Origin of the sequence: Flagellimonas sediminis, from assembly GCF_010500845.1 — a bacterium.
Taxonomy (GTDB): domain Bacteria; phylum Bacteroidota; class Bacteroidia; order Flavobacteriales; family Flavobacteriaceae; genus Flagellimonas; species Flagellimonas sediminis.
The window spans coordinates 107,395-131,972 of sequence record NZ_JAAAMI010000005.1 but is presented as its reverse complement, the minus strand read 5'-3'; the positions used below and the strand labels follow the sequence as shown (position 1 = coordinate 131,972).

Here is a 24,578-nt window from a genome sequence, read left to right as displayed (position 1 = left end):
ATGAACTACTTTAAAAAAATTCTCCGGTTTGCAGGTCCCTACCGCAAATTTGGGTATTTGAATGTTTTCTTCAATATTTTATATGCACTGTTCAGTGCGTTGTCCTACGCTGCATTAATTCCTATGTTGAATGTGCTTTTTGACAAAACAAAAAGTGTAACCAATGCGCCTTCATATCAAGGAATAGGAAAATTAAAAGAGTATTTTACCGATTACATGAGCTATAAGGTAACCCAGCTTTCTGGTGATGATCCCATGAAAGGACTATTACTGGCCATCGGGTTGATTTTGGCATTGTTCCTTTTAAAGAATGTATTCAATTATATGGCCATGTACTATATCACATTCTTGCGTAATGGGGTGCTCAAGGACATCCGCAACAAGATGTATGAGAAAATCGTGGACCTTCCCATTTCCTATTTTTCCGAAAAACGAAAAGGCGATGTTATTGCCCGGATCACATCGGATGTGTTGGAAATACAACATTCGTTCCTGTCTGTTTTGGAACTGATCGTACGGGAACCTCTTACCATCTTGTTTACCATTATCGTAATGTTTTTGATCAGCGTTAAGCTGACCATTTTTGTTTTCATTTTTATTCCCGTCGCAGGGATGTTGATTTCCCGAATTGGCAAATCCTTGAAACGAAAATCTGACAAGGTTCAAAAGGAACAAGGCGAGTTTTTGTCCATTGTGGAAGAAACCTTGGGTGGCCTTCGGGTTATCAAGGCCTTCAATGCAGAATCAAAATTCTACAACACTTTTAAAAAATCTACAGATCGTTTTTTTAAGTTTTCCAATTCATTATTGAACCGACAAAACCTCTCTTCGCCTATTAGTGAATTCCTTGGAATTGTAGTTTTTGGCGTGCTACTTTGGTACGGGGGACATATGGTACTTATTGAAAATGATCTAGACCCCGCCTCTTTCATCACCTATATGGGACTTGCTTTCAATATCCTAACCCCTGCCAAGGCTATTAGCAAGGCTTCTTACGGGGTGAAAAAAGGAAACTCCGCCGCGGAACGGGTCTTGGAAATATTGGAAACGGAAAACCCGATCAAGGACAAAGACGGTGCAACCGAGAAATTGGATTTCAACACAGGCATCGAGTTGAGCAACGTTAGTTTTAAATATGAAAACGATTACGTGTTGAAAGACTTCAACCTAAAGGTTGAAAAAGGCAAGACCGTTGCGTTGGTGGGGCAATCAGGAAGCGGTAAGAGTACCGTGGCCAATTTGGTCACCCGATTCTATGATGTGAACAAAGGGGAGATTTTGATTGATGGAACCAATATCAAGGACATCACCAAAAAATCCTTACGCGGATTGATGGGACTGGTGACACAGGATTCGATCCTCTTCAATGATTCGGTAAAAAACAATATCGCCTTGGGCAAGGAAAATGCCACCATGGAAGAAATTGTGGCAGCCGCCAAGGTTGCAAATGCGCACGACTTCATCATGGAACTGCCCCATGGCTATGATACCAATATTGGCGATGGTGGTGGCAAATTAAGTGGGGGTCAAAAACAACGCCTTTCCATCGCCAGGGCCGTGCTTAAAAACCCACCTATCATGATCTTGGACGAGGCCACCTCGGCACTCGACACTGAAAGTGAACGATTGGTGCAGGATGCATTGGAGAAAATGATGCAGAACCGCACCTCGATCGTGATCGCCCACCGCCTTTCCACCATCCAAAATGCGGATACCATTGTGGTCATGAGCAAAGGAAAAATTGTGGAACAAGGCACCCACGACGAACTCATGAAAGCACAGAACAACTACAAAAAACTGGTGGATATGCAGTCTTTTAGTATTTGATCGGTCAAAGAGTCAGGAACCTAGAGTCATAAGATTCTTCACTACGTTCAGAATGACCATTAGAAATTTTTATGTGTCATTTGTCATGCTGAGCATCGCGAAGCATCTAATGCATATTATGATTCTAAGGGATTCTTCCCTTCGCTCAGAATGACAATGGAATAATCTAGCCCTAAAATGTCATGCTCAACACCGTGAAGCATCTCAATGCAAACCAAACTTTTGGGATTCTTCGCTTTGCTCAGAATGACAATGGAATAATTTAGCTCCAAAATGTCATGCTGAACACTGTGAAGTATCTAAAACAAAACCTGTCAGCAGAGATTCTTCGCTTTGCTTAGAATGACAATCCTGACAATTGATTATTGCATATTGGTCATTGATAATTGTCCATTGTAGCATTAAACCTTTTCCCCGTACCTTAGTCAAAGCATCAAATTGTATGGACCATTGATCGCTGAGGAAACCTTAGTACAAGAACTTAAGGACAAAAATAGCCAGGCAAAGGCCTTTGAGGTGTTGGTGAACACTTACAAAGAACGTCTCTATTGGCACATCAGGAGGATTGTATTGGATCATGACGATGCCGATGATGTATTGCAGAACACCTTTATCAAGGTGTATAAAAACATAGATGGATTTAAGGGCGACAGCAAGTTATACTCTTGGATGTACCGCATTGCAACCAATGAATCCTTGACTTTTTTGAAGCAAAAATCAAAAAAAATGGGAATCGGGGATCAAGAACTTAAAGATAGACTGGTGAAGAACCTAGAGGCAGATGTATATTTTGAAGGGGATGAAATCCAGTTAAAATTACAGCAGGCACTGGCTCAACTGCCCGATAAACAGAAATTGGTATTTACCATGAAGTATTTCCAAGAAATGAAATACGAGGACATTTCCGAAATACTGGAAACCTCTGTGGGGGCCTTAAAAGCCTCCTATCATTTGGCAGTAAAGAAAATTGAAGTGTATCTTAAAGCAGATTAAACCTTTGGCAAAAATTGATGTCAAAACCATATCATGAAAAAGGACAAAAAAAATAGTTTCAACACCCCGGAAGGCTACTTCGAAAGCTTCAACAAACGTTTGATGGACCGCATCCAACAAGAAGCGGCTGGTGAAACAGGTTCCATCATTCCCAAAACGGATGGCTTTGGTACACCCGAAGGCTATTTTGATGCTGTTGTCCCTAAAATATTGTCCAGAACCATTGAAGAAAAGGGTAAGGTAATCCAACTCAAGCCTTACAGGAAAGTATACTATGGGGCAGCCGCTGTGGCAGCGGTTTTCCTTTTGATCTTCGGATTCAATTGGAAGTCAGAGACTTCACCTGTTACCTTTGATGATTTGGCGAATACCGAAATTGATGCCTATTTTGACAACAATAACATTGATATGAGTTCCTATGAACTGGCCGAAATGGTCTCCTTTGAAAACGTTCAATTGAACGATATTTTGGAAGAGGACCTCAGCGGCGAAGTCATTCTGGAATATCTTGATGAGAATGTTGACGACCTTAGGGACCTAAACATAGAATACATAGATCATGAGTAAAAAAACACCCATACTGATCGCATTTTTGATCGGCACCTTTTGGATGCAGGCCCAAGGACCGGTAAGGGATCGTATCAAAACGCTTAAAGTGGCCTTTATTACGGAAAAGGTGGGTTTGACCAGCAAGGAGGCGCAGCAATTCTGGCCCGTATACAACGAGCATGAAGATGTATTGGAAAACATCCGGCGACGGGAACGTGCCGAACTACAATCCAAAATTTCCATGGCCCATGAGCTATCCGACGAAGATTCGGAGGAGCTTTTGGACAATATGCTCTCCCTTCAAAATGAACGGCACAATGCCGAACAGCAATTTATGGCCAATATCCGGAAAGTAATCCCTGCAAAAAAAGTGTTGCTACTTATCAAGGCTGAGGAAGACTTCAAAAAGCAACTACTACAAACCTATCGAAATCGTAGAGGTGGGGGATAAACCGCATAAAAAGTCAACAAAAAACAAGAGAAGAGCCGATTTGGCTCTTTTTTTATTAAACCTTTTTACGATTCCAAAGTCTTAGATACAGAAACCATAAAAATCCGCATTATGAAACGCATGAAGACACTTTTGGTTATCGTGGCCTTTTTGGGAACAATCTTGGCCGCCCAAGCACAAAGAAGAACCGTGGTGAAGGTTTATCCAAAATATGGAACCGTGGTCACCACCGTTACAAGTCCCACAATTGTGGTGCATAACAGCAACAACTTTTACTATGCCGATGGTGTATGGTACAAACCCAGGGGAAGAAAATATGTAGTCTGCGCCGCACCACGGGGAGTGATCGTGAACACGTTGCCCAGAGGAAGCAAAGTGGTGTATGTAAACGGCCGTAGACTCTACAAATACAGAGGTGTTTGGTATAAGAGAACAGGGCGACAATATGTGGTCGTCACCGTATAGTTTTAATTGTTTTTTGGTTGGTTATTGATTCTGGAGTGGCGATGTTATCGCCGCTCCTTTTATTTGAATACGAGTTTGGCAATACGGTTTCTACCTGCAGCATAGGCAATGGAGTCGTTCAAAAAGCGAAGGGTGAAAAAGGACTCCTCACTAAGTTCTTTCCAATTCTCCCCGCCATCGCCAGAATACGAAATACCTGTGAATCCTATAGCCACCAATCCCTTCCCTTCGGAATTGGGCACAAACTGCACACAGCTTTTATAATCCGGTTCCTTGCCATCTGCAATCAGGTTCCATGTTTTTCCACCGTCCATGGTAATGATCTTGTTCTTTTGGTTGGATTCGGGCGAAGTGTAATCCCCACCAATGGCAAAGCCAAGGTTTTCATCATAAAAATCCATGGAATAGATGCCTTGGGTGGGCTCTTCATGAATGATTGGGGTTTGTTGAATATCCCAAGTAGCCCCCTTGTCCGATGAATGATAGATCCGCCCTTCGGTGGTACCAATCCAAACTTGACTTCCCGCAACGGCTATATTGCTGTTGCTGGCTGCAAAGGCACCCTCCCCTTCAACCCCTTCCGGCAACTCGGAACAGGGGATTTTGGTCCAAGTTTGTCCCCCATCTTTGGTAAGGATGATGGATAGACAACCATCCACCGTATCACCTACCGCAATGCCTTCGGTGTCGTTCCAAAAGGTCATGGCATCATAAAAAACTCCTTCTCCATCTTCCTTATAAACCGCTTCCATTTTACCATTCCCCCCGGTTTTGTATAGCAAAGCGGGACTTTCAATGGAAAGCATGAAAAAGTCCTTGGAGGTTTTCCCCACTGCCCTAAAACTTGGGGTCAGTGAATCATAGGTCTGAATGTTGGACCGTACTTTGTGGCTGTTCACATCCACGGTGCCGTAAACGCCCCCACTTCCTGCAAAGGCCAAGGTTTGCCCATCCAAAAATGTAATGGCCCGTATGCTCACCGAGTCTTGAAAAACTGGCGTTACAGATACGGTTTGAAAGGGTTGTTGTTTTTTTTCAGTGGAACAGGACGCCAAAACCAAGAGCGTCAGGAGTACAATGGATAACCTCATTACATTTATTTTCCCCAAAAGTAAGGAGAAATGGTACCTTTGCAACCTTATTTTATGTCATGCGTCTACACAGAAACTTGGTATTTGCCGTAATTGATGCCCTGCACTTGATCTTCAATGAAGGGGAATATGCCGATAAGGTCATTGAAAAAGTATTGAAGTATGACAAACGTTGGGGTGCTAGGGACCGCGCCTTTATTGCCGAAACCACCTATGACATTGTTCGTTGGAAACGGTTGTATACCGAAATAGCCGAGGCCCACAAACCCTATACCCGCCCCCATTTGTTCCGATTGTTTGGGGTTTGGTGTGTATTGCGCGGCATAAGGCTTCCCGATTGGAAACAATTGGATGGGACTCCTGAACGACGCATCAAGGGGCGGTTTGACGAGCTTTCCAAAATCAGAAAGTTTAGGGAATCTGTTCCCGATTGGATGGATGAACTGGGAGAAAAATCCTTGGGCAACGAGCTTTGGACCAAGGAAATTGCAGCACTCAACCAACAAGCAGAAGTCATCCTTCGAACCAACACATTAAAAATTCCAAAACCCCAGTTGCAATCCTTTTTGGCAAAAGAAGAGATTGAAACAGAACCCTTAAAAGGCTATCCAGACGCTTTAAAACTGAAGGAACGGAAAAATGTGTTCACCACAGAAGCCTTTAAGGACGGACTTTTTGAAGTACAGGATGCCTCCTCACAATTGGTGGCCCCGTATTTAGAGGTGGAACCAGGTCAGCGTGTCATTGATGCCTGCGCCGGTGCAGGTGGAAAAACCTTGCATTTGGCTTCCATGATGCAGAACAAAGGCCAACTCATTGCCCTTGACATTTATGAAAGCAAACTGAAAAAGCTGAAAATCAGGGCTCGCCGTAATGGCGTTCACAACGTGGAAACCCGTGTCATCGATTCCAATAAAGTCATCAAAAAACTCCATAACAGTGCAGACAGACTCCTTCTTGATGCGCCTTGCTCCGGATTGGGGGTCATCAAAAGAAACCCTGACTCCAAATGGAAATTGGAACCGGAGTTTATCGACCGAATCATGGATGTGCAACAGGATATTCTCCAAAACTATAGCAAAATGCTAAAAAAAGGCGGGCAAATGGTCTATGCCACCTGTTCCATCCTTCCACAGGAAAATACCGAACAAGTCAAAAAATTCTTGGCCTCTGAAGCTGGGAAAGAATTTGAGTTGGTCCGGGAGCAAAACGTTTATGCTTCCCAAAGTGGTTTTGACGGTTTTTATATGGCACTTTTGAAAAAGAATTAATTCTTCAGGAGCTTTTAACACCCAACTAAAATTTCGGCTACAACAACCGTAGATTAGGCTACATCCTTGCATTCCTTCTAGGGCAACTTTGCTGTGTCAATTCATAACAATAAAAATTCTAGAAAATGGACACAAAAAAAGTATGGTTGGTCACCGGAGCCTCTAAAGGATTGGGACTAACATTGGTAAAAACATTGTTAAACCGCGGATACCGGGTAGCGGCTACTTCCAGAAATTTAAACGCTTTGGAAAATGCCGTGGGAAAGCATGAAGATTTCCTCCCCCTGCAAGTAGATTTGATGAACGAGGAAAGTGTGGAATCCGCCATTTCGGAAGTGGTGAACACTTTTGGTCGAATCGATGTGGTCGTCAATAATGCCGGATACGGCCAAAATGGAACATTGGAGGAAATTTCAGATACGGAAGCGCGACAAAATTTTGACGTGAATGTATTTGGTCTGTTGAACGTCATCCGTAAGTCCATGCCGCAATTAAGGGCACAACAATCGGGACATATTTTCAATATTGCATCCGTTGCGGGTGTTGTGGGTAATTTTCCTGGCTTTGGAGTCTATTGCGCCACAAAGTTTGCCGTTGTTGGTTTAACCGAGGCCTTGTCTGTGGAAGCCAGCCCGTTCGGGATTCACACCACTTTGGTATACCCAGGATATTTCCGCACGGAGTTCTTATCCGATGATTCCCTAAAATTGGCCAAAAACCGCATGGATATATATGCCCAAGCCCGTGAATCAGAACGCTTGCACAAAGAGGAGATAGCCGGCAACCAACTCGGAGATCCCGAAAAAGCAGCAGAGGTGCTCATAAAGGTAGCCGAAAGTGATGACCCCACCCTACATTTGTTCTTGGGTAGCGATGCCTATGGCATGGCACAACAAAAATTGAAAACCCTGGAATCAGCCTTGGAGGCCAACAAAGCATTGAGTCATTCCACGGACTTTAAAAATTAATGAGTAATTTGAACATGGGGCAGGGTGCAAAACCTTGCCCCTCATCCATCAAAAAAGCTTATGCATACTTTCAACACCTTGAGCGAGTTCCACAAATTTTGTGCGCTCCCCAAACCGGAACATCCTTTGATAAGCTTGGTCGATTATGGCCAAGTGGATTACCAGACCATTGAAAATCAAATTACTTGGATGCAAAATTTCTATTCCATTGGTTTGAAACGGGATATACAGGCCAAGGTTAGATACGGACAACAGCAATACGATTTTGATGAAGGCTTGTTGAGTTTCATCGGTCCAAGACAAGTGCTACAGTTTGAGATGCTTCCAAGAGAACGGAAACCTTCGGGTTGGTTATTGCTCATCCACCCTGATTTTCTGTGGAATACCCCTTTGGCCAAGACCATCAAAAGCTATGAGTTCTTTGGTTACGCCATCAATGAAGCCTTATTTCTCTCAGAAAAGGAAGAAAAGACCATGATTGAAATTTTGTTGCACATCCAGCAAGAATATCGGTCCAACATCGACAAATTCAGTCAGAACATCATCATTGCCCAACTGGAATTATTGCTCAATTATGCCGAACGATATTATCAAAGACAGTTTCTTACGAGAAAAATCAACAACCACGAGGTTTTGGTTCGGTTGGAGGATATCCTCGACACCTATTTCAACGGAGAAGAAGCCATCAACAAAGGAATACCTACCGTCCAATTCGTAGCGGACGCCCTGAACGTTTCCTCCAATTACCTGAGCAGTTTGCTCAAAGTTCTGACGGGACAAAGTACCCAGCAGCACATACATGAAAAACTGATAGAGAAAGCCAAGGAAAAATTATCGACCACCCAACTTTCGGTCAGCGAGATTGCATATACGCTAGGATTCGAGCACTCCCAATCATTCAGTAAGTTGTTCAAAAGTAAGACCAAGCAATCACCCTTGGCTTTTAGGGCATCATTCAATTGAAACGGTCATGTCAAGCCGAGTCGAGATATCAGTTTAAAGGTTCTCGACTCCGCTCGAACTGACAACCCGAAGATTTCCAAGAAATAGTGGACAGTCCAGCGGAAATGCGTTTCGCAAGGCGAAAAAGAGCATGAAGCATTGGACTGGAACGATTTTGTCTAAATGACAAAAATTTCCTAGAAATCTTCTTGATTTTTTGGTTCGTTTTGTATCAAGACAAAATGAACAATATCAAAACTATTTCTTCACAGTAGGATACTCCACTCCCAATTGCTCCAAATAGGTATCGTATTTGGTCTCATCGTAGTAAAACTTCTCCAATGCAGGTCGGAACGTATCCTGTTTATCCTTGTTCAAATAGATGGGAGGCATGTCATCAGCTGCGATCATAGGCTGGTATTTGGTCTCCTTGGTCTGTTCGTTGTTGAAATAATCCCAAGCCTGGGTCAACAGTTCTGGTTGCAACAAGAAATCCAAAATGGTCATGGCCTCAGCCTTGGCGCCTGCAGTCACCCCTTTGTGCGCAATGGGAGTGGCCATGGCAATGGCATTGGCCCAGTGGTGGCCTGGCAATCCTGGAATGTTGGAAGGAAAACGCATGGTCACGGTAGGTACTTTCCAAGAAATATCACCAATATCATCGGAACCACCACTGATAGGCTCCAAAACGGGTAATCCCAATTCGGACAATTCCGTGGGCAATCCTTCGATCTTTTTAGCCTTCACTTCAGTCTGAACGGCCTTGGCCAATTCCTGATCGGCCGTGGTCCATGTGGGAAGTCCCACATCTTTAATGTTTTCGTACATGGTCTCGGCAATCACTTTGTTGTAGTGGCGTGGCCAAGCAGTACCCAAAACACGGGAAGTCATGGTAGTACTGGTCATTAAGGCAGCACCCTTGGCAATCTCATTGGCCTGGGCATACATTTCCATGATACCTTCATAGCTGACATCCCTAAAATAGAACCAAATGGCAGCTTTTGAAGGCACTACGTTGGGTTGATCCCCGGCATCCGTGAAAATGGAGTGGGAACGTTTTAAAGGGTGCAAGTGCTCCCTTTTGTAGTTCCATCCGATGTTCATGAGTTCAGCGGCATCCAAGGCGCTACGACCTCTCCAAGGTGCCCCTGCGGAGTGGGCCGCTTCCCCTTCAAAAAGGTATTCCACGGAAATAAGCCCTGTACCACTGGTTGGTCCCCATGAAACTCCCAAGTTATTGCCCACGTGGGTAAAGATGCACATATCAATTTTGTCAAATAGGCCATCACGAACGTACCAAGCTTTGGCGGCCACCAATTCTTCGGCAATACCAGGCCACAGGATCAAGGTGCCCCCGATGTTTTCGCGCTCCATGATTTCCTTTACGGCCAAGGCAGAAGTAATGTTCAACGGGTTACCGGCATTGTGCCCTTCTCCGTGTCCGGGTGCGCCATCCACAATCGGCTTATGATAGGCCACTCCTGGATATTGGGAGGCTTTGGGAATACAATCCACATCACTACCTAGGGCGATGACGGGGCCATCCCCATTGCTCCACGTGGCGAACCAAGCAGTAGGAATCCCTGAAATGGAATGTTCGATGGTAAAACCGTTACTTTCCAAAATACCCGTAAGGTATTTGGAGCTTTCTTCTTCTTGAAAACCAAGTTCGGCAAAGCTGAAAACCTTGTCCACCATCACTTGGGACTGTTTTTTATGGGCCTCCACAATGGCAGCGGCTTCGCTTTTTAGCTTTTCAATCTGTTTTTTGGAGTATTTTTTTTGAGCGGATGCAAAGGTGACACTGCTCAGGATCAGTATCCCGGACAACAGGATCTTGGCATTTTTCATAAGGTTGGTTATTTGAGTTAGTTACAATGCTTCTAAGATAGTGAAACCCTTCAATAGTTTATCATTTTTGGTTCGGATGACAGGACACTTTTGCCAAGGAATCAATTTATTCCATGAAAAATTCAAGATTTGTTTTCCATAGGAAATAATCAACATCCATAGTTAACAATTCCAAAATGCATTATGTCATTTTCCACTCCAAAATCGTAAATTTGCACTTTCTTAAACCGCTCAACGCACCACTCGTATGATCCATTTTTTTGGGGACAAGGCTACCAAGGTTTTTGCCGTCCAAACCACACAGGAAATTGCTCAGGAAGACAACAGTAAACTGACATGGTTGTTCGGCAACCAACCCAAGATAGAAGCGGCGTCACTTGACGCCTTTTTTGTTGGCCCCCGTGCCGCCATGGTCACGCCCTGGAGTACCAACGCCACCGAGATCACACAGAATATGGGTATTTCGGGTATCATTCGAATTGAGGAATACTATGCTGTATCCGAGGACTTTACAGATTACGACCCCATGCTCTCCCAAAAATACAAGGGTCTGGGACAGGATATTTTCACCATCAACATTGTACCCGAACCCATTTTGGAGATCGAGGACATCGCTGCCTACAACCAAAAGGAAGGCTTGGCCTTGAGTGAGGAGGAAGTGGATTACCTAGAAGGATTGGCCAAAAAACTCGGCCGTAAGTTGACGGATTCCGAAGTGTTCGGCTTCAGTCAGGTGAACTCGGAGCATTGCCGACACAAAATTTTCAACGGGACTTTTGTCATCGATGGCGAAGAAATGCCTTCTTCCCTATTCAAATTGATCAAAAAAACGTCTGAAGCCAATCCCAACGATATTGTTTCGGCTTACAAGGATAACGTGGCCTTCATCAAAGGGCCCAAAGCAATCCAATTTGCTCCCAAAAGCGCCGATAAACCTGACTTTTATGAGGAAAAGGAATTCAATTCCGTGCTTTCCCTAAAAGCGGAGACCCACAACTTTCCCACCACGGTAGAGCCCTTCAATGGTGCCGCCACAGGTTCCGGAGGTGAAATCCGCGATCGCTTGGCAGGAGGAAAAGGCTCTTTGCCCTTGGCGGGAACCGCGGTGTATATGACCTCCTACTCCCGCTTGGACGCAAACCGTCCGTGGGAAAAAGGAATGGCCGAAAGGGAATGGTTGTATCAAACCCCAATGGATATTTTGATCAAGGCGTCCAACGGTGCTTCCGACTTCGGAAATAAATTTGGACAACCGTTGATCGCAGGATCTGTTTTAACCTTTGAACATCAGGAAGAGGCCCGTAAATTAGGCTTCGATAAGGTCATTATGATGGCTGGTGGTATCGGGTACGGTAAAACCGAACAAGCCTTAAAGGACACCCCGAAAACGGGAGACAGAATAGTCATTCTGGGTGGTGACAATTATCGCATCGGGATGGGCGGAGCGGCTGTATCCAGTGCCGATACGGGCGAATTCAGTTCTGCCATCGAGTTGAATGCCGTACAACGTTCCAACCCCGAAATGCAAAAAAGGGCTTCCAATGCCATCCGTGGCTTGGTGGAAAGTCATGACAATCCCATCGTTTCCATTCACGATCATGGTGCAGGTGGACATTTGAACTGCTTGTCTGAATTGGTGGAAGAAACCGGGGGTAAAATCGATACGGACAAACTTCCCATCGGAGATCCTACCCTATCCAAAAAAGAATTGATCGGCAACGAATCCCAGGAACGTATGGGATTGGTAATCGGCGAAAAAGATATTGATTTGCTAGATCGTGTGGCGGCCCGTGAGCGTTCGCCCATGTATCAAGTGGGAACCGTTACTGGGGACCATACATTTACCTTTACCTCCGGTACTACAGGTGAAACCCCCATGAACTTGGAACTTTCCGACATGTTCGGAAGCTCTCCCAAGACCATCATGGAAGATACCAAAGTGAAACAAACCTATCCTCCCCTTTCCTATTCGCTGGAACATTTCCACGATTATTTGGAGCAAGTACTGCAATTGGAGGCCGTAGCCTGTAAGGATTGGCTGACCAACAAAGTGGACCGATGTGTAGGTGGTAGAGTGGCCAAACAACAATGTGCCGGACCACTTCAACTGCCATTGAACAACGTTGGGGTGATGGCTCTAGATTTTAAAGGCAAGGAAGGGATTGCGACCAGTATTGGGCACTCCCCCGTTTCCGCATTGATCGACCCTGTTGCAGGAAGTAGAAATAGTGTGGCGGAATCCTTGACCAATATGGTTTGGGCCCCTTTACAAGATAGTTTGAAATCAGTTTCCCTTTCCGCCAACTGGATGTGGCCCTGCCGCAATAAAGGAGAGGATGCGCGTTTGTACGAAGCGGTAAAATCCCTTTCTGATTTTGTAATCGAACTGGGCATCAACGTGCCTACCGGAAAGGATTCCCTTTCCATGAAGCAAAAATACAAGGACGGTGAAGTGCTTTCCCCTGGAACTGTAATCATTTCTGCGGCAGCGCATTGTGATGACATCACCAAAATTGTGGAGCCAGTACTGCAAAAAAATGGTGGGGACATTTATTACATCAATTTGTCCAAGGACAACCATAAATTGGGTGGATCGTCCTTTGCCCAGGTCTTAAACAGTATTGGGGATGAAGCTCCATCCGTTTTGGATGCCGCTTATGTGAAAACGGTTTTCAATACACTTCAACAATTGATCAAGGATGGACAGATTTTAGCCGGACATGATATTGGTTCTGGAGGTTTGATCACCACTTTGTTGGAAATGTGTTTTGCCGATAACGACCTTAGCGCCGAACTGGATTTGACTCCCATCGGCGAATCGGACATCATCAAACTATTGTTCTCGGAAAACATTGGGGTTGTACTTCAGTCCAAGGACAGTTCTATCGAAAAAGTTTTGGCTGAAAATGGCATCGCATTCAACAAAATTGGAAGTGTTTCCACTGGTAACATTCTGCATATCAAGAACAATGGTGTGGAAATCGGCCTGAACATCGAATCGCTTCGGGATACCTGGTTCAAAACGTCTTATTTATTGGACAGTAAGCAGACTGCCAATGGTTTGGCCAAGGACCGTTATGACCACTACAAGGAACAACCATTAATGTATGCTTTCCCTGAAAACTTTACAGGTGTATTGCCCAAAGTTCCCTCCTCAAATCGACCCAAGGCTGCCATCCTTCGTGAAAAAGGAAGCAACTCGGAACGCGAAATGGCCAACGCTATGTATTTGGCCGGTTTTGATGTGAAAGACGTGCACATGACCGACCTCATCACAGGTAGGGAAACGTTGGAGGATATCCAATTTATCGGTGCCGTGGGAGGCTTTTCCAACTCAGATGTTTTGGGCAGTGCCAAAGGTTGGGCAGGTGCTTTCAAATATAATGAAAAAGCCAACAAGGCCTTAAAGGATTTCTTCGCAAGACCCGACACCCTTTCCGTGGGTATTTGTAACGGCTGCCAGTTGTTCATGGAGTTGGATCTTATCAACCCAGAACATGAGACTCATGGCAGAATGACGTATAACGAGTCACACAAACACGAAAGCAATTTTACTTCGGTAAAGATCCAAGAAAACAACTCCGTGATGCTGTCCAATATGGCTGGCACCACCTTAGGGGTTTGGATCAGTCATGGAGAAGGGAAATTCAGTTTGCCACACAATGAAGACCAATATCACATTGTGGCCAAATACGGATACGAAGGCTATCCAGCCAATCCAAATGGAAGCGATTACAACACCGCAATGCTGTGTGATAAAACGGGTAGGCATTTGGTGACCATGCCCCATATTGAGCGATCAACCTTCCCGTGGAACTGGGCCCATTATCCAAAGGATAGACAGGACGCGGTTTCACCTTGGTTACAGGCCTTTGTGAATGCACGGGAATGGTTAGCAGCCTTGGATGATTAGTAATTTAGGGATTCGATATTGTGAATTATTTAGGGAATTTTCAAAAATTCACCTTGGTAATTGTTAAATCGTTTTCTTTGTTAAGCTCCGATTTGCTAATTTGCAATCGCTTTACATAAAACTTACTATGCAATCTGTTACCCGATTATTTGATTTTCCCTATTACCAACTTGAAAAACGCCCCCTAGAAAAGTCATTGGTTACCAAATATAATGGCAAATGGGTAGCGACCTCCACACAGGAATATTTGGACAAGGCCAATGCCATAAGCAGGGCTTTGTTGCGCATGGGGGTGAAACCCAATGACAAGATTGCCATCATTTCCATGACCAATCGCACGGAGTGGAACATCATGGATATCGGTGTTTTACAGATTGCTGCACAGACCGTTCCTATTTACCCAACCATTTCGGAAGACGATTACGAATATATTTTGAACCATTCCGAGGCGAAATATTGTTTTGTTTCCTGCGCCGAGGTGCTGGAAAAAGTCTTGACCGTCAGTTCCAATCTCAAGAATCTTGAAGAGGTGTATTCCTTTGACGAACTTTCCAATTGCAAAAATTGGAAAACCGTATTGGATATGGGTGCCGATATGTCCAACCAAGAGGAGGTTGAAAAATTGAAAGAGTCGGTCAGTCCCATGGATCTGGCCACCTTGATCTATACTTCGGGAACTACGGGAAGGCCAAAAGGGGTCATGCTATCACACGATAATATCGTTTCCAACGTCATCTCCAGTGAAAAAAGAGTGCCGTTTGAATCGGGGGCTACTGCCTTGAGCTTCTTGCCTGTCTGTCACATTTTTGAACGGATGATTCTCTACCTATACCAATATTGTGGTGTGGAAATCTATTTTGCCGAAGGTCTTGACAAGATCAGTGATAATGTTAAAGAAGTCAAACCACATGTAATGACGGTGGTACCCCGTTTGTTGGAAAAGGTCTACGATGCCATTATCAGCAAAGGTGCCGCCCAGCCAGGCATTAAAAAGAAACTGTTTTTCTGGGCCGTTGAAGAAGGCCTTAAGTTTGAACCTTATGAAGCCAACGGTTGGTGGTACGAAAAGAAATTGGCCTTGGCCCGCAAACTCATCTTTAGCAAATGGAAGGAAGGTCTGGGCGGTAACTTGGAAATTATGGTTTCCGGTAGTGCCGCATTGCAGACCAGGCTCGCACGGGTATTCGGGGCAGCCGGCATGCCCGTGATGGAAGGGTATGGTTTAACGGAAACTTCACCAGTAATTGCTGTGAACGACCAACGCAACAAAGGTTGGAAAATCGGTACAGTAGGTAGGATTATTGATGGCGTTGAGGTAAAGATTGCAGAGGATGGCGAAATTCTATGCAAAGGCCCCAACGTGATGATGGGGTATTACAAAGATCCCGAGAAAACCGCCGAAGTGATGACTGGCGATTATTTCCATACCGGGGATATCGGTGAAGTGGATGCTGAAGGATTTTTGAAGATTACCGACCGTAAAAAGGAAATGTTCAAGACCTCAGGTGGAAAATATGTAGCTCCGCAGATTTTGGAGAACCGATTTAAGCAATCCCGTTTCATTGAGCAGATCATGGTCATTGGCGAAGGTGAAAAAATGCCGGCAGCATTCATCCAGCCCAATTTTGAATTTGTACGGGAATGGGCCAAAAGACATGGTATCGACCTTGGAAGCAATGCCGAGTTGGTCAAAAACGAAAAAGTAATAGCCCGATTCCAGGACGAAGTGGACTTGGCCAACGAAGAATTTGCCAAATGGGAAAAAGTCAAACAATTCCGATTGACCCCCGATGTTTGGAGTGTGGATGGCGGACACCTTACCCCTACCATGAAATTGAGGAGGAAACCCATCAAGGAAAAATATATTGCGCTTTACAATGACATCTATGGACATTGAACAATAACCAATTGGCAATTAACAATAACCGATGTCATTTTGAGCGAAGTCGAGAAATCTCCTTTTGTCCAAGGATAATGGCAATAAACAATCTCTGTTCTCATTTCGAACGTCTCGATAACTATCGGGATGAGAAATCTGTTCTTTGCCAAAGTTTGCATGTCATGCTGAGAGGTCATTAGGTATGTTATAGAATGAGCATTCAAGAAAACTGTACCTTTTAAATTATCCACTAAACTTTCTTATTTGTCATTCTGAACAAGGCGAAGAATCCAAACATCACCAATATCCCTACCCTCACTTTCTTTCCATAGGACAAAATTTACCATCCTCTTAACCATAATTTATTATGCATGCATAATAAATTTTTATATATTTGAAGACACCAAACCGGTTCTATGAAAGATTTGACCATTGATTATGCCCTTCGGGCTACATGGCAAGCGGTAAGCAAAATGTACAATGAAGAGGCCAAAAATTATGGACTTACCATGGCGATTGGTTTTACATTGCTGAGTATGGACCCAAAAGGCGGTACACCCAGTACTACCTTAGGGCCTAAAATGGGAATGGAAGCCACAAGCTTGTCAAGGATATTAAAGACAATTGAAGAAAGAGGCTATATTGAACGTAGACCCAACCCTAATGATGGGAGAGGCGTATTGATCTATCTTACTGCACTGGGGCTTGAAAAAAGGGAGGCATCCAAAGATGTAGTTCTTAGGTTCAATGAAGTGGTCAAAGAGCATGTTTCTGAACAGGATTTGAATGGTTTTTTTAAGACTATCGATATCATCAACAAACTTATCACCGATAAGAAAATCTATATAAAAACAACTAATAATTAATTTACAAACCCGCACATGAAAAGGCGTATAAACAAAGTTGCCGTAATCGGTTCCGGAATCATGGGGAGTGGCATTGCCTGCCACTTTGCCAACATCGGGGTCGAGGTATTGCTGTTGGATATTGTTCCGCGTGAACCCAACGACAAGGAAAAGGCAAAAGGGCTTACCTTGGCAGATAAAGTGGTCCGTAACCGTTTGGTGAACGATTCCTTGGCTGCCGCACTCAAATCCAAACCCTCTCCCATCTATCACCAAAAATTTGCTGATCGAATTACCACAGGGAACTTGGAAGACGATATTGCCAAAGTGTCCCAAGTGGATTGGATCATTGAAGTGGTGGTGGAACGGCTGGACATTAAAAAACAGGTGTTCGAAAATCTGGATAAGCACAGGACCCCAGGGACATTGATTACCTCGAACACTTCAGGTATTCCCATCCACTTTATGAGCGAGGGAAGAAGTGAGGATTTCCAAAAACATTTTTGTGGAACGCACTTTTTCAACCCTGCGAGGTACCTAAAGCTTTTTGAGATCATCCCAGGTCCTAAAACCTCCCAAGAAGTTTTAGACTTCCTGAACGGTTACGGGGAGCAATTCCTAGGGAAAACTTCCGTAGTGGCCAAAGATACCCCTGCCTTTATCGGGAACCGCATCGGGATTTTCAGCATCCAAAGTCTTTTCCATGCCGTAAAAGACCTTGGCATGACTGTGGAAGAAGTGGACAAATTAACCGGACCCGTCATCGGGAGGCCAAAATCTGCCACTTTCAGAACTGTTGATGTTGTCGGGTTGGATACGTTGGTCCATGTAGCCAACGGTATCAGTGAAAACTGCAAAGATGACGAACGCCATGAACTGTTCCAACTACCCGATTTCATCAAAACCATGATGGAAAACAAATGGTTGGGCAGCAAAACTGGGCAAGGCTTCTACAAAAAGGTGACTGGGGACGATGGTAAGAGCGATATCCTTACCCTTGATTTGGACACCATGGACTATCGCACCAAAAAAAGTGCAAAGTTTGCCTCTTTGGAGCTCACCAAAACTATTGACAAGGTCATTGACCGTTTCCCGGTTTTAGTAGGTGGAAAAGATAAAGCCGGTGAGTTTTACAGAAAAAGTTTCGGGGCGCTTTTTGCTTATGTGACGCACAGGATTCCAGAAATTTCGGATGAACTTTATAAGATAGATGATGCCATGAAGGCCGGTTTCGGCTGGGAACACGGTCCTTTCCAAATTTGGGACGCCGTTGGGCTGGAAAAAGGCCTCGAACTTATCAAAGCTGAGGGTTTGGAAGCTGCTGCATGGATAACCGAAATGAAGGCTGCGGGAGTCAATTCCTTCTACACCGTAAAAGATGGAGCTACCTATTTCTATGACATCTCCAAAAAGTCCATGGAGAAAGTCCCAGGACAAGATTCTTTCATCATTTTGGACAATATTCGTAAATCCAACGAAGTCTTCAAGAACAGTGGTGTGGTCATCGAAGATTTGGGTGATGGTATTCTTAACTGCGAGTTCCAATCCAAAATGAACACCATTGGCGGTGATGTTTTGGCCGGATTGAACAAAGCCGTGGACCTCGCCGAAAAGGATTTTCAGGGATTGGTCATCGGTAATCAGGGAGCCAATTTCTCTGTGGGTGCCAATATCGGGATGATCTTTATGATGGCCGTGGAGCAGGAATACGACGAGCTCAACATGGCCATCAAATACTTTCAGGATACTATGATGCGGATGCGATACTCTTCCATCCCTACGGTGTCCGCACCTCATGGGATGACCTTGGGTGGTGGTTGTGAACTTTCCATGCACGCCGATAAAGTGGTGGCTGCTGCCGAAACCTATATCGGATTGGTGGAGTTTGGTGTAGGGGTGATTCCCGGCGGAGGTGGCTCCAAGGAAATGGCCTTGAGGGCTTCGGATACCTTCCGTAAGAATGATGTGGAACTGAACGTACTCCAAGAATATTTCTTGACCATCGGTATGGCCAAAGTATCCACTTCAGCTTACGAGGCATACGACCTAGGCGTCCTTCAAAAAGGCAAGGATGTGGTTGTGGTCAACAAAGACCGTCAAATAGCAACCGCCAAAGCGCATGCCAAGTTGATGGCAGAGGCAGGATATACCAAACCTGTCAAGCGAAAGGATGTAAAAGTATTGGGCAAGCAAGCTTTGGGAATGTTCTTGGTGGGAACCGATTCCATGGAAGCGGGTCATTACATTTCGGAACACGACAAGAAAATTGCCGATAAATTGGCCTATGTGATGGCCGGTGGAGACCTGTCCGAACCTACGTTGGTAACGGAGCAGTATCTTTTGGACTTGGAGCGAGAAGCTTTTCTTTCCCTTTGTACCGAAAGGAAGACCTTGGAACGTATCCAACATATGTTGAAAACAGGAAAACCCCTTAGGAATTAGATAATCTGGATAATTAGACTGTTCGAACAGACATATCTGACTATCCAGTAATCCAAAAATCAAAGAATCCAAAAAGAAATGAAAACAGCATATATAGTAAAAGCATACAGAACGGCCGTGGGCAAGGCCCCGAGAGGTTTGTTCAGGTTCAAGCGACCCGATGAACTGGCCGCCGAGACCATTGAATATATGATGAAGGAACTCCCCCAACTGGACAAAAAACGTATTGATGACGTGATTGTGGGAAATGCTATGCCAGAGGCGGAACAAGGACTTAACATGGCCCGATTGATTTCCTTGATGGGCCTCAATATTGACGATGTTCCAGGGGTAACGGTAAACCGATACTGTGCTTCCGGTTTGGAGACCATCGGCATTGCAACGGCCAAAATCCAATCGGGAATGGCAGATTGTATCATTGCCGGTGGTGCAGAGAGTATGAGCTACATCCCCATGGGAGGCTATAAACCTACTCCCGATTATGCCACGGCCAAAGAAGGTCATGAGGACTATTACTGGGGAATGGGTCTTACTGCGGAAGCAGTGGCCAAGCAATTCAACGTTTCACGGGAAGACCAGGATATTTTTGCCTACAACTCCCATATGAAAGCCTTGAAGGCCCAAGAAGAAAACCGTTTTCAAGACCAAATCGTGCCGATAGAAGTGGAGCATACCTTTGTGAATGCCGCGGGTAAAAAAGAGACCACAACCTATACTGTCAACAAAGATGAAGGACCAAGAGCAGACACCAATATTGCAACCCTCAATAAATTGAGACCCGTTTTTGCTGCGGATGGAAGTGTCACCGCAGGGAACTCCTCACAAATGAGTGATGGAGCCGCTTTTGTAATGGTCATGAGCGAAGAAATGGTCAAAGAACTGAATTTGGAACCTATATCCCGCTTGGTCAACTATGCCGCAGCCGGTGTGGAACCACGTATCATGGGGATTGGACCAGTGAAAGCCATTCCAAAGGCATTGAAACAAGCTGGCCTGCAGCAAAAAGATATCGAATTAATGGAATTGAACGAAGCATTTGCTTCTCAATCCTTGGCGGTCATCAGAGAGCTTGGACTCAACCAGGACATTGTGAACGTTAATGGAGGAGCCATTGCCTTGGGACACCCACTGGGTTGTACAGGAGCCAAACTGTCCGTACAGCTCTTTGATGAAATGCGAAAGCGCAACATGAAAGGCAAATACGGCATGGTGACCATGTGCGTAGGTACAGGTCAAGGTGCAGCAGGCATCTATGAATTTTTAAACTAAAATTACTAAACAACATTAGCCATGAGCGATACAATGGAAAAAGACATATTGAGAGGAGGTCAATTTTTGGTCAAGGAGACCAACTGTGAAGATGTGTTCACCTTGGAAGACCTCAACGAAGAACAAAAAATGATGCGTGAAAGTACCAAGGAATTTGTAGATCGGGAACTTTGGGCACATTGGGAACGTTTTGAGAAAAAAGATTACGCCTACACCGAAGAGTGCATGAAAAAGGCCGGGGAACTGGGACTTTTAAGCGTTGCCGTACCAGAGGCCTATGGCGGAATGGGCATGGGATTCGTGTCCACCATGTTGGTCTGCGACTACATTTCCGGGGCCACAGGTTCTTTTAGCACCGCATTCGGAGCGCACACCGGGATTGGCACCATGCCAATCACCTTGTACGGAACCGAAGAGCAAAAACAAAAATATGTGCCAAGATTAGCTACTGGCGAATGGTTCGGTGCTTATTGCTTGACAGAGCCCGGTGCCGGTTCCGATGCCAATTCCGGAAAAACCAAGGCAGTACTTTCTGCGGATAGTAAATTCTACAGCATCACGGGACAAAAAATGTGGATCTCCAATGCGGGATTCTGCAATATGTTCATCGTGTTTGCACGTATCGAGGACGATAAGAACATTACGGGTTTCATCGTGGAAAACGACCCGAGCAATGGTATCACCTTAGGTGATGAAGAGAAGAAATTGGGTATCCACTCCTCCTCTACCCGCCAAGTGTTCTTCAACGAGACCAAAGTTCCCGTAGAAAACATGCTTTCCGAAAGAGGTAATGGTTTCAAGATTGCCATGAATGCCTTGAACATTGGTAGGATCAAATTGGCCGCGGCTTGTTTGGAGGCCCAACGTCGCATTGTGAACGAAGCTACCAAATATGCCAACGAGCGTATCCAGTTCAAGACGCCGATCATCAACTTTGGTGCCATCAAGGCAAAGATCGCCGATATGGCAACCAACGCTTATGTGGATGAATCTGCCTGTTACCGTGCCGCCAAAAACATTGAAGATCGCATTGCATTACGTGAGGCAAGTGGCAACTCCCACCAAGAGGCAGAACTTAAGGGTGTGGAAGAATATGCTATTGAATGTTCCATTTTGAAAGTGGCCGTTTCCGAGCACGTACAGCACACCACGGATGAAGGTATCCAGATTTTTGGTGGAATGGGCTTCAGCGCCGATACGCCCATGGAAAAAGCATGGAGGGATGCCCGTATTTCAAGGATTTATGAAGGCACCAACGAAATCAACCGAATGTTGTCCGTTGGCATGTTGGTAAAAAAGGCCATGAAAGGCCATGTGGACCTTTTAGGTCCCGCCACCGCTGTAGGAGAAGAGTTGATGGGAATCCCTTCTTTTGACACCCCTGATTTTTCAGCTCTTTTTGCTGAAGAAAAGGACATGATCGCCCGCTTGAAAAAAGTATTCTTGATGGTGGCCGGAAGTGCCGTACAAAAGTTCGGCCCAGATCTGGAAGAGCATCAAATGTTGTTGATGGCCGCTTCCGATATCTTGATCCAAGTATATATGGCAGAATCCGCCATCCTTCGTACCGAGAAAAATGCAAAACGCTTTGGTGAAGAAGCCCAAGCCACCCAAATTGCCATGTCCAAACTGTATTTGTACAGGGCTGTCGACATCATTCAACAAAAAGCCAAGGAAGGAATTGTTTCCTTTGCTGAGGGAGATGAACAACGTATGATGTTGATGGGATTGAAACGCTTCACCAAGTATACGAACCAACCCAATGTTGTGGCCTTACGTACGCAAATCGCTGACAAAGTAGCCGCAGATAACGGGTATACCTTTGACTAATTCAAATTTTGCTGGGATGAAAACCCATAGGATTTGAAAAACGCCCCGAAATGGGGCGTTTTTTATTTTCTTCATTCTCAGGTCGAGCGCAGTCGAGACCCAAAAACCTCTTGACTCCGCTCAAGGCGACATGATCTTAGTATCACAGAACGCATGTCAACTAATGGATTCCAAAATCCGTTCGTCACTCTCTTTTCTTGAAAAATTGATGGCACATTCGATCAACGCCAAATGTGAATATGCCTGCGGCATGTTTCCCAACAATCGTTTCGTCTTAAAATCGATATCCTCACTGAATAGCCCCAAATGGTTGCTATACCCCAATAAGCGTTCAAAATATTCCAACGCCTTCTCCTCTTCCCCTATTTTGAACAGACTGTTGATGAACCAAAACGTACATATGGTGAAGGATGATGAAGGCAACCCAAAATCATCCTCATTTTTATAGCGATATAAAAGTCCGTCGTTGTTAAGTCCCTCTTCAATGGCCCTGACCGTGCTCACATACTTTGGGTCCCTGGCATGTATGAATCCGTAAGATTCCATAAGTAGCACCGATGCGTCCAAGTGACGGGACCCATAGGACTGTACAAAGGCATTGATGTCATTGTTCCAGGCATTTTTATGGATATCCTCCTTGATTTGCTGCTCCAAAGCCGTCCATTTTTCGATCTTGTGAGTCTTCCCGAACATCTTGGCCACTTTTATGGCCCTGTCCAAGGCAACCCAACACAATACCTTGGAAAAGGTGAAATGGCGATCTTCCCCACGGAACTCCCAAATACCTTTGTCCGGTTCTTGCCAGTGATTGCCAACGATCCAAACAATGCCTTTGGTAATACTCCAAAGTTCTTCCACATTCTCTATATCGTTGCTAAAAGATCGTATCTGCTCATAGATCACATCCATCAAAATGCCATAGATGTCGTTCTGCTTTTGCATATAGGCCGCATTCCCGATACGAACCGGTTTAGATCCTTTGTACCCGTCCAAATGGTCCAAAGTGATTTCGGTAAGGTTTTTCTCCTTGTTGATGCCATACATGATCTGCAACTTTTCATCCTTATCGGGCATCAGGTCAATGATAAACTGAAGAAAACGCTTGGCGGAATTCTTATGGCCTAGTTCCGAAACTACTTTGATCACCATGGATGCATCGCGTATCCAGCAAAAACGATAGTCCCAATTTCGGACTTCTCCAATGGTCTCTGGCAATGAAGTTGTAGCTGCCGCCAATACGGCACCGGTCTTGTCATAGGTGAGCATCTTTAGGGTAATAGCACTTCTAACAATCTGATCGTTGAATTTTTTGTAAGTTGGGGTTTTGTCCACCCAATCCAACCAATATACCTTGGTCCGTTCAAGTTCCAGGGCCATTTTTTCCGTTGAGGGTTTCAAAATTTTCTCGTGGTAGCATATCAAGAAATACCCATCCTCTTTCAAAAGCATATCCTTTCCATCCAACACCGCCTTTTTGTCAAATGAAGTGTACAGGAATAAGGTATCGTACTTTTGTTCATGGGTAAGGCTGGCAATAAAATCCCTTTTGATAAAGTGTTTGGTCTCCCCCATGGCATACTCCAGTTTGGGATCGTACTTCACCGAAAATCTGGGACTTCCAGAAACGTACTTTAAAAAACGGATAATTTCCGGTGGCGCCAAATATTTTCCGTTCATTTTGTGGTGCCTGGGCATAAAATCGTGCACTTCAAAAACATCGTTCCCATCCGAAAACCGGGTAACCAGAATGGCAGTATCCTTATGATAGCGTTGTTCCACTTTGTAATTCCCCTTTGGAAGTATCCCGAAACTGCCACCTTTCCCCTCATCCAGCAATTTTGCAAAGACAGATGTGGAGTCAAATTCGGGCAAACAGCACCAATCCAATGAACCTTCCTTGGATATCAAGGCTGCACTCCGACAATTGCCGATAATTCCATAATTCAGGTTATCCATAGGCTAAATATTCTCAAAAGGGTTAGAACAAATTGG

Annotated in this window: 17 protein-coding genes; 14 read left to right on the top strand and 3 right to left on the bottom strand. The window is 44.7% G+C overall.

What is annotated here, in order from left to right; all coding sequences use genetic code 11:
* The 5 genes from GTK07_RS11355 to GTK07_RS11335 all read left to right on the top strand — a co-directional run bounded on the left by GTK07_RS11355 (position 1) and on the right by GTK07_RS11335 (position 4,285).
* Positions 1-1,827: an ABC transporter ATP-binding protein gene (locus GTK07_RS11355; protein WP_163635361.1), complete on the top strand. Its 1,827-nt coding sequence runs from the start codon at positions 1-3 to the stop codon at positions 1,825-1,827.
* Positions 1,828-2,277: 450 nt separating this feature from the next.
* Positions 2,278-2,820 carry an RNA polymerase sigma factor gene (locus GTK07_RS11350; RefSeq protein WP_163635567.1) on the top strand — a complete coding sequence of 181 codons (543 nt, stop codon included), beginning with the start codon at positions 2,278-2,280 and terminating at the stop codon, positions 2,818-2,820.
* A gap of 33 nt (positions 2,821-2,853) precedes the next feature.
* The gene (locus tag GTK07_RS11345) at positions 2,854-3,387 is read left to right on the top strand and encodes a hypothetical protein (protein ID WP_163635360.1); all 534 of its coding nucleotides are present in this window, start codon (positions 2,854-2,856) and stop codon (positions 3,385-3,387) included.
* On the top strand, positions 3,380-3,820 hold the full coding sequence (locus tag GTK07_RS11340; protein WP_163635359.1) for a hypothetical protein: 441 nt from the start codon (positions 3,380-3,382) through the stop codon (positions 3,818-3,820). The genes GTK07_RS11345 and GTK07_RS11340 overlap by 8 nt, the downstream gene beginning before the upstream one ends.
* Positions 3,821-3,931: 111 nt before the next feature.
* Entirely contained in the window at positions 3,932-4,285 is a 354-nt protein-coding gene (locus tag GTK07_RS11335) for a DUF6515 family protein (protein ID WP_163635358.1), read from the top strand.
* Between the two features lie 59 nt (positions 4,286-4,344).
* On the opposite strand, the gene GTK07_RS11330 is transcribed toward GTK07_RS11335, so the two are convergent.
* Positions 4,345-5,376: a WD40/YVTN/BNR-like repeat-containing protein gene (locus GTK07_RS11330; protein WP_163635357.1), complete on the bottom strand. Its 1,032-nt coding sequence runs from the start codon at positions 5,374-5,376 to the stop codon at positions 4,345-4,347.
* A gap of 59 nt (positions 5,377-5,435) precedes the next feature.
* On the opposite strand from GTK07_RS11330, the gene GTK07_RS11325 reads away from it, so the two are divergent.
* The 3 genes from GTK07_RS11325 (at position 5,436) to GTK07_RS11315 (ending at position 8,578) form a co-directional block, all read left to right on the top strand.
* A complete protein-coding gene (locus GTK07_RS11325) occupies positions 5,436-6,647 on the top strand; it encodes an RsmB/NOP family class I SAM-dependent RNA methyltransferase (RefSeq protein WP_163635356.1) in 1,212 nt (403 codons plus the stop codon).
* A 125-nt stretch (positions 6,648-6,772) separates the two neighbouring features.
* Positions 6,773-7,615, top strand: a complete 843-nt coding sequence (locus GTK07_RS11320) for an SDR family NAD(P)-dependent oxidoreductase (protein ID WP_163635355.1) — start codon at positions 6,773-6,775, stop codon at positions 7,613-7,615.
* 60 nt (positions 7,616-7,675) lie between these two features.
* Complete coding sequence (locus GTK07_RS11315; RefSeq protein WP_163635354.1) at positions 7,676-8,578, top strand: helix-turn-helix domain-containing protein; 903 nt, start codon at positions 7,676-7,678, stop codon at positions 8,576-8,578.
* 237 nt (positions 8,579-8,815) lie between these two features.
* On the opposite strand, the gene GTK07_RS11310 is transcribed toward GTK07_RS11315, so the two are convergent.
* Positions 8,816-10,408 carry a zinc-binding metallopeptidase family protein gene (locus tag GTK07_RS11310; RefSeq protein ID WP_163635353.1) on the bottom strand — a complete coding sequence of 531 codons (1,593 nt, stop codon included), beginning with the start codon at positions 10,406-10,408 and terminating at the stop codon, positions 8,816-8,818.
* A 247-nt stretch (positions 10,409-10,655) separates the two neighbouring features.
* On the opposite strand from GTK07_RS11310, the gene purL reads away from it, so the two are divergent.
* From purL to GTK07_RS11280, 6 genes are all read left to right on the top strand, one after another.
* Positions 10,656-14,321 (top strand): phosphoribosylformylglycinamidine synthase, encoded by a 3,666-nt coding sequence (gene purL, locus GTK07_RS11305; protein ID WP_163635352.1) that lies wholly within the window; start codon positions 10,656-10,658, stop codon positions 14,319-14,321.
* Positions 14,322-14,448: 127 nt separating this feature from the next.
* Positions 14,449-16,218 (top strand): AMP-dependent synthetase/ligase, encoded by a 1,770-nt coding sequence (locus GTK07_RS11300; RefSeq protein ID WP_163635351.1) that lies wholly within the window; start codon positions 14,449-14,451, stop codon positions 16,216-16,218.
* 398 nt (positions 16,219-16,616) lie between these two features.
* Positions 16,617-17,066, top strand: coding sequence for a MarR family winged helix-turn-helix transcriptional regulator (locus tag GTK07_RS11295; protein WP_119649175.1), 450 nt, complete (start codon positions 16,617-16,619; stop codon positions 17,064-17,066).
* 15 nt (positions 17,067-17,081) lie between these two features.
* Positions 17,082-19,487, top strand: a complete 2,406-nt coding sequence (locus tag GTK07_RS11290; RefSeq protein ID WP_163635350.1) for a 3-hydroxyacyl-CoA dehydrogenase/enoyl-CoA hydratase family protein — start codon at positions 17,082-17,084, stop codon at positions 19,485-19,487.
* A gap of 78 nt (positions 19,488-19,565) precedes the next feature.
* Entirely contained in the window at positions 19,566-20,756 is a 1,191-nt protein-coding gene (locus tag GTK07_RS11285) for an acetyl-CoA C-acyltransferase (RefSeq protein WP_163635349.1), read from the top strand.
* Between the two features lie 21 nt (positions 20,757-20,777).
* The gene (locus GTK07_RS11280; RefSeq protein ID WP_163635348.1) at positions 20,778-22,586 is read left to right on the top strand and encodes an acyl-CoA dehydrogenase family protein; all 1,809 of its coding nucleotides are present in this window, start codon (positions 20,778-20,780) and stop codon (positions 22,584-22,586) included.
* Between the two features lie 156 nt (positions 22,587-22,742).
* On the opposite strand, the gene GTK07_RS11275 is transcribed toward GTK07_RS11280, so the two are convergent.
* Complete coding sequence (locus GTK07_RS11275) at positions 22,743-24,542, bottom strand: glycoside hydrolase family 15 protein (RefSeq protein ID WP_163635347.1); 1,800 nt, start codon at positions 24,540-24,542, stop codon at positions 22,743-22,745.
* Positions 24,543-24,578 lie beyond the last annotated feature (36 nt).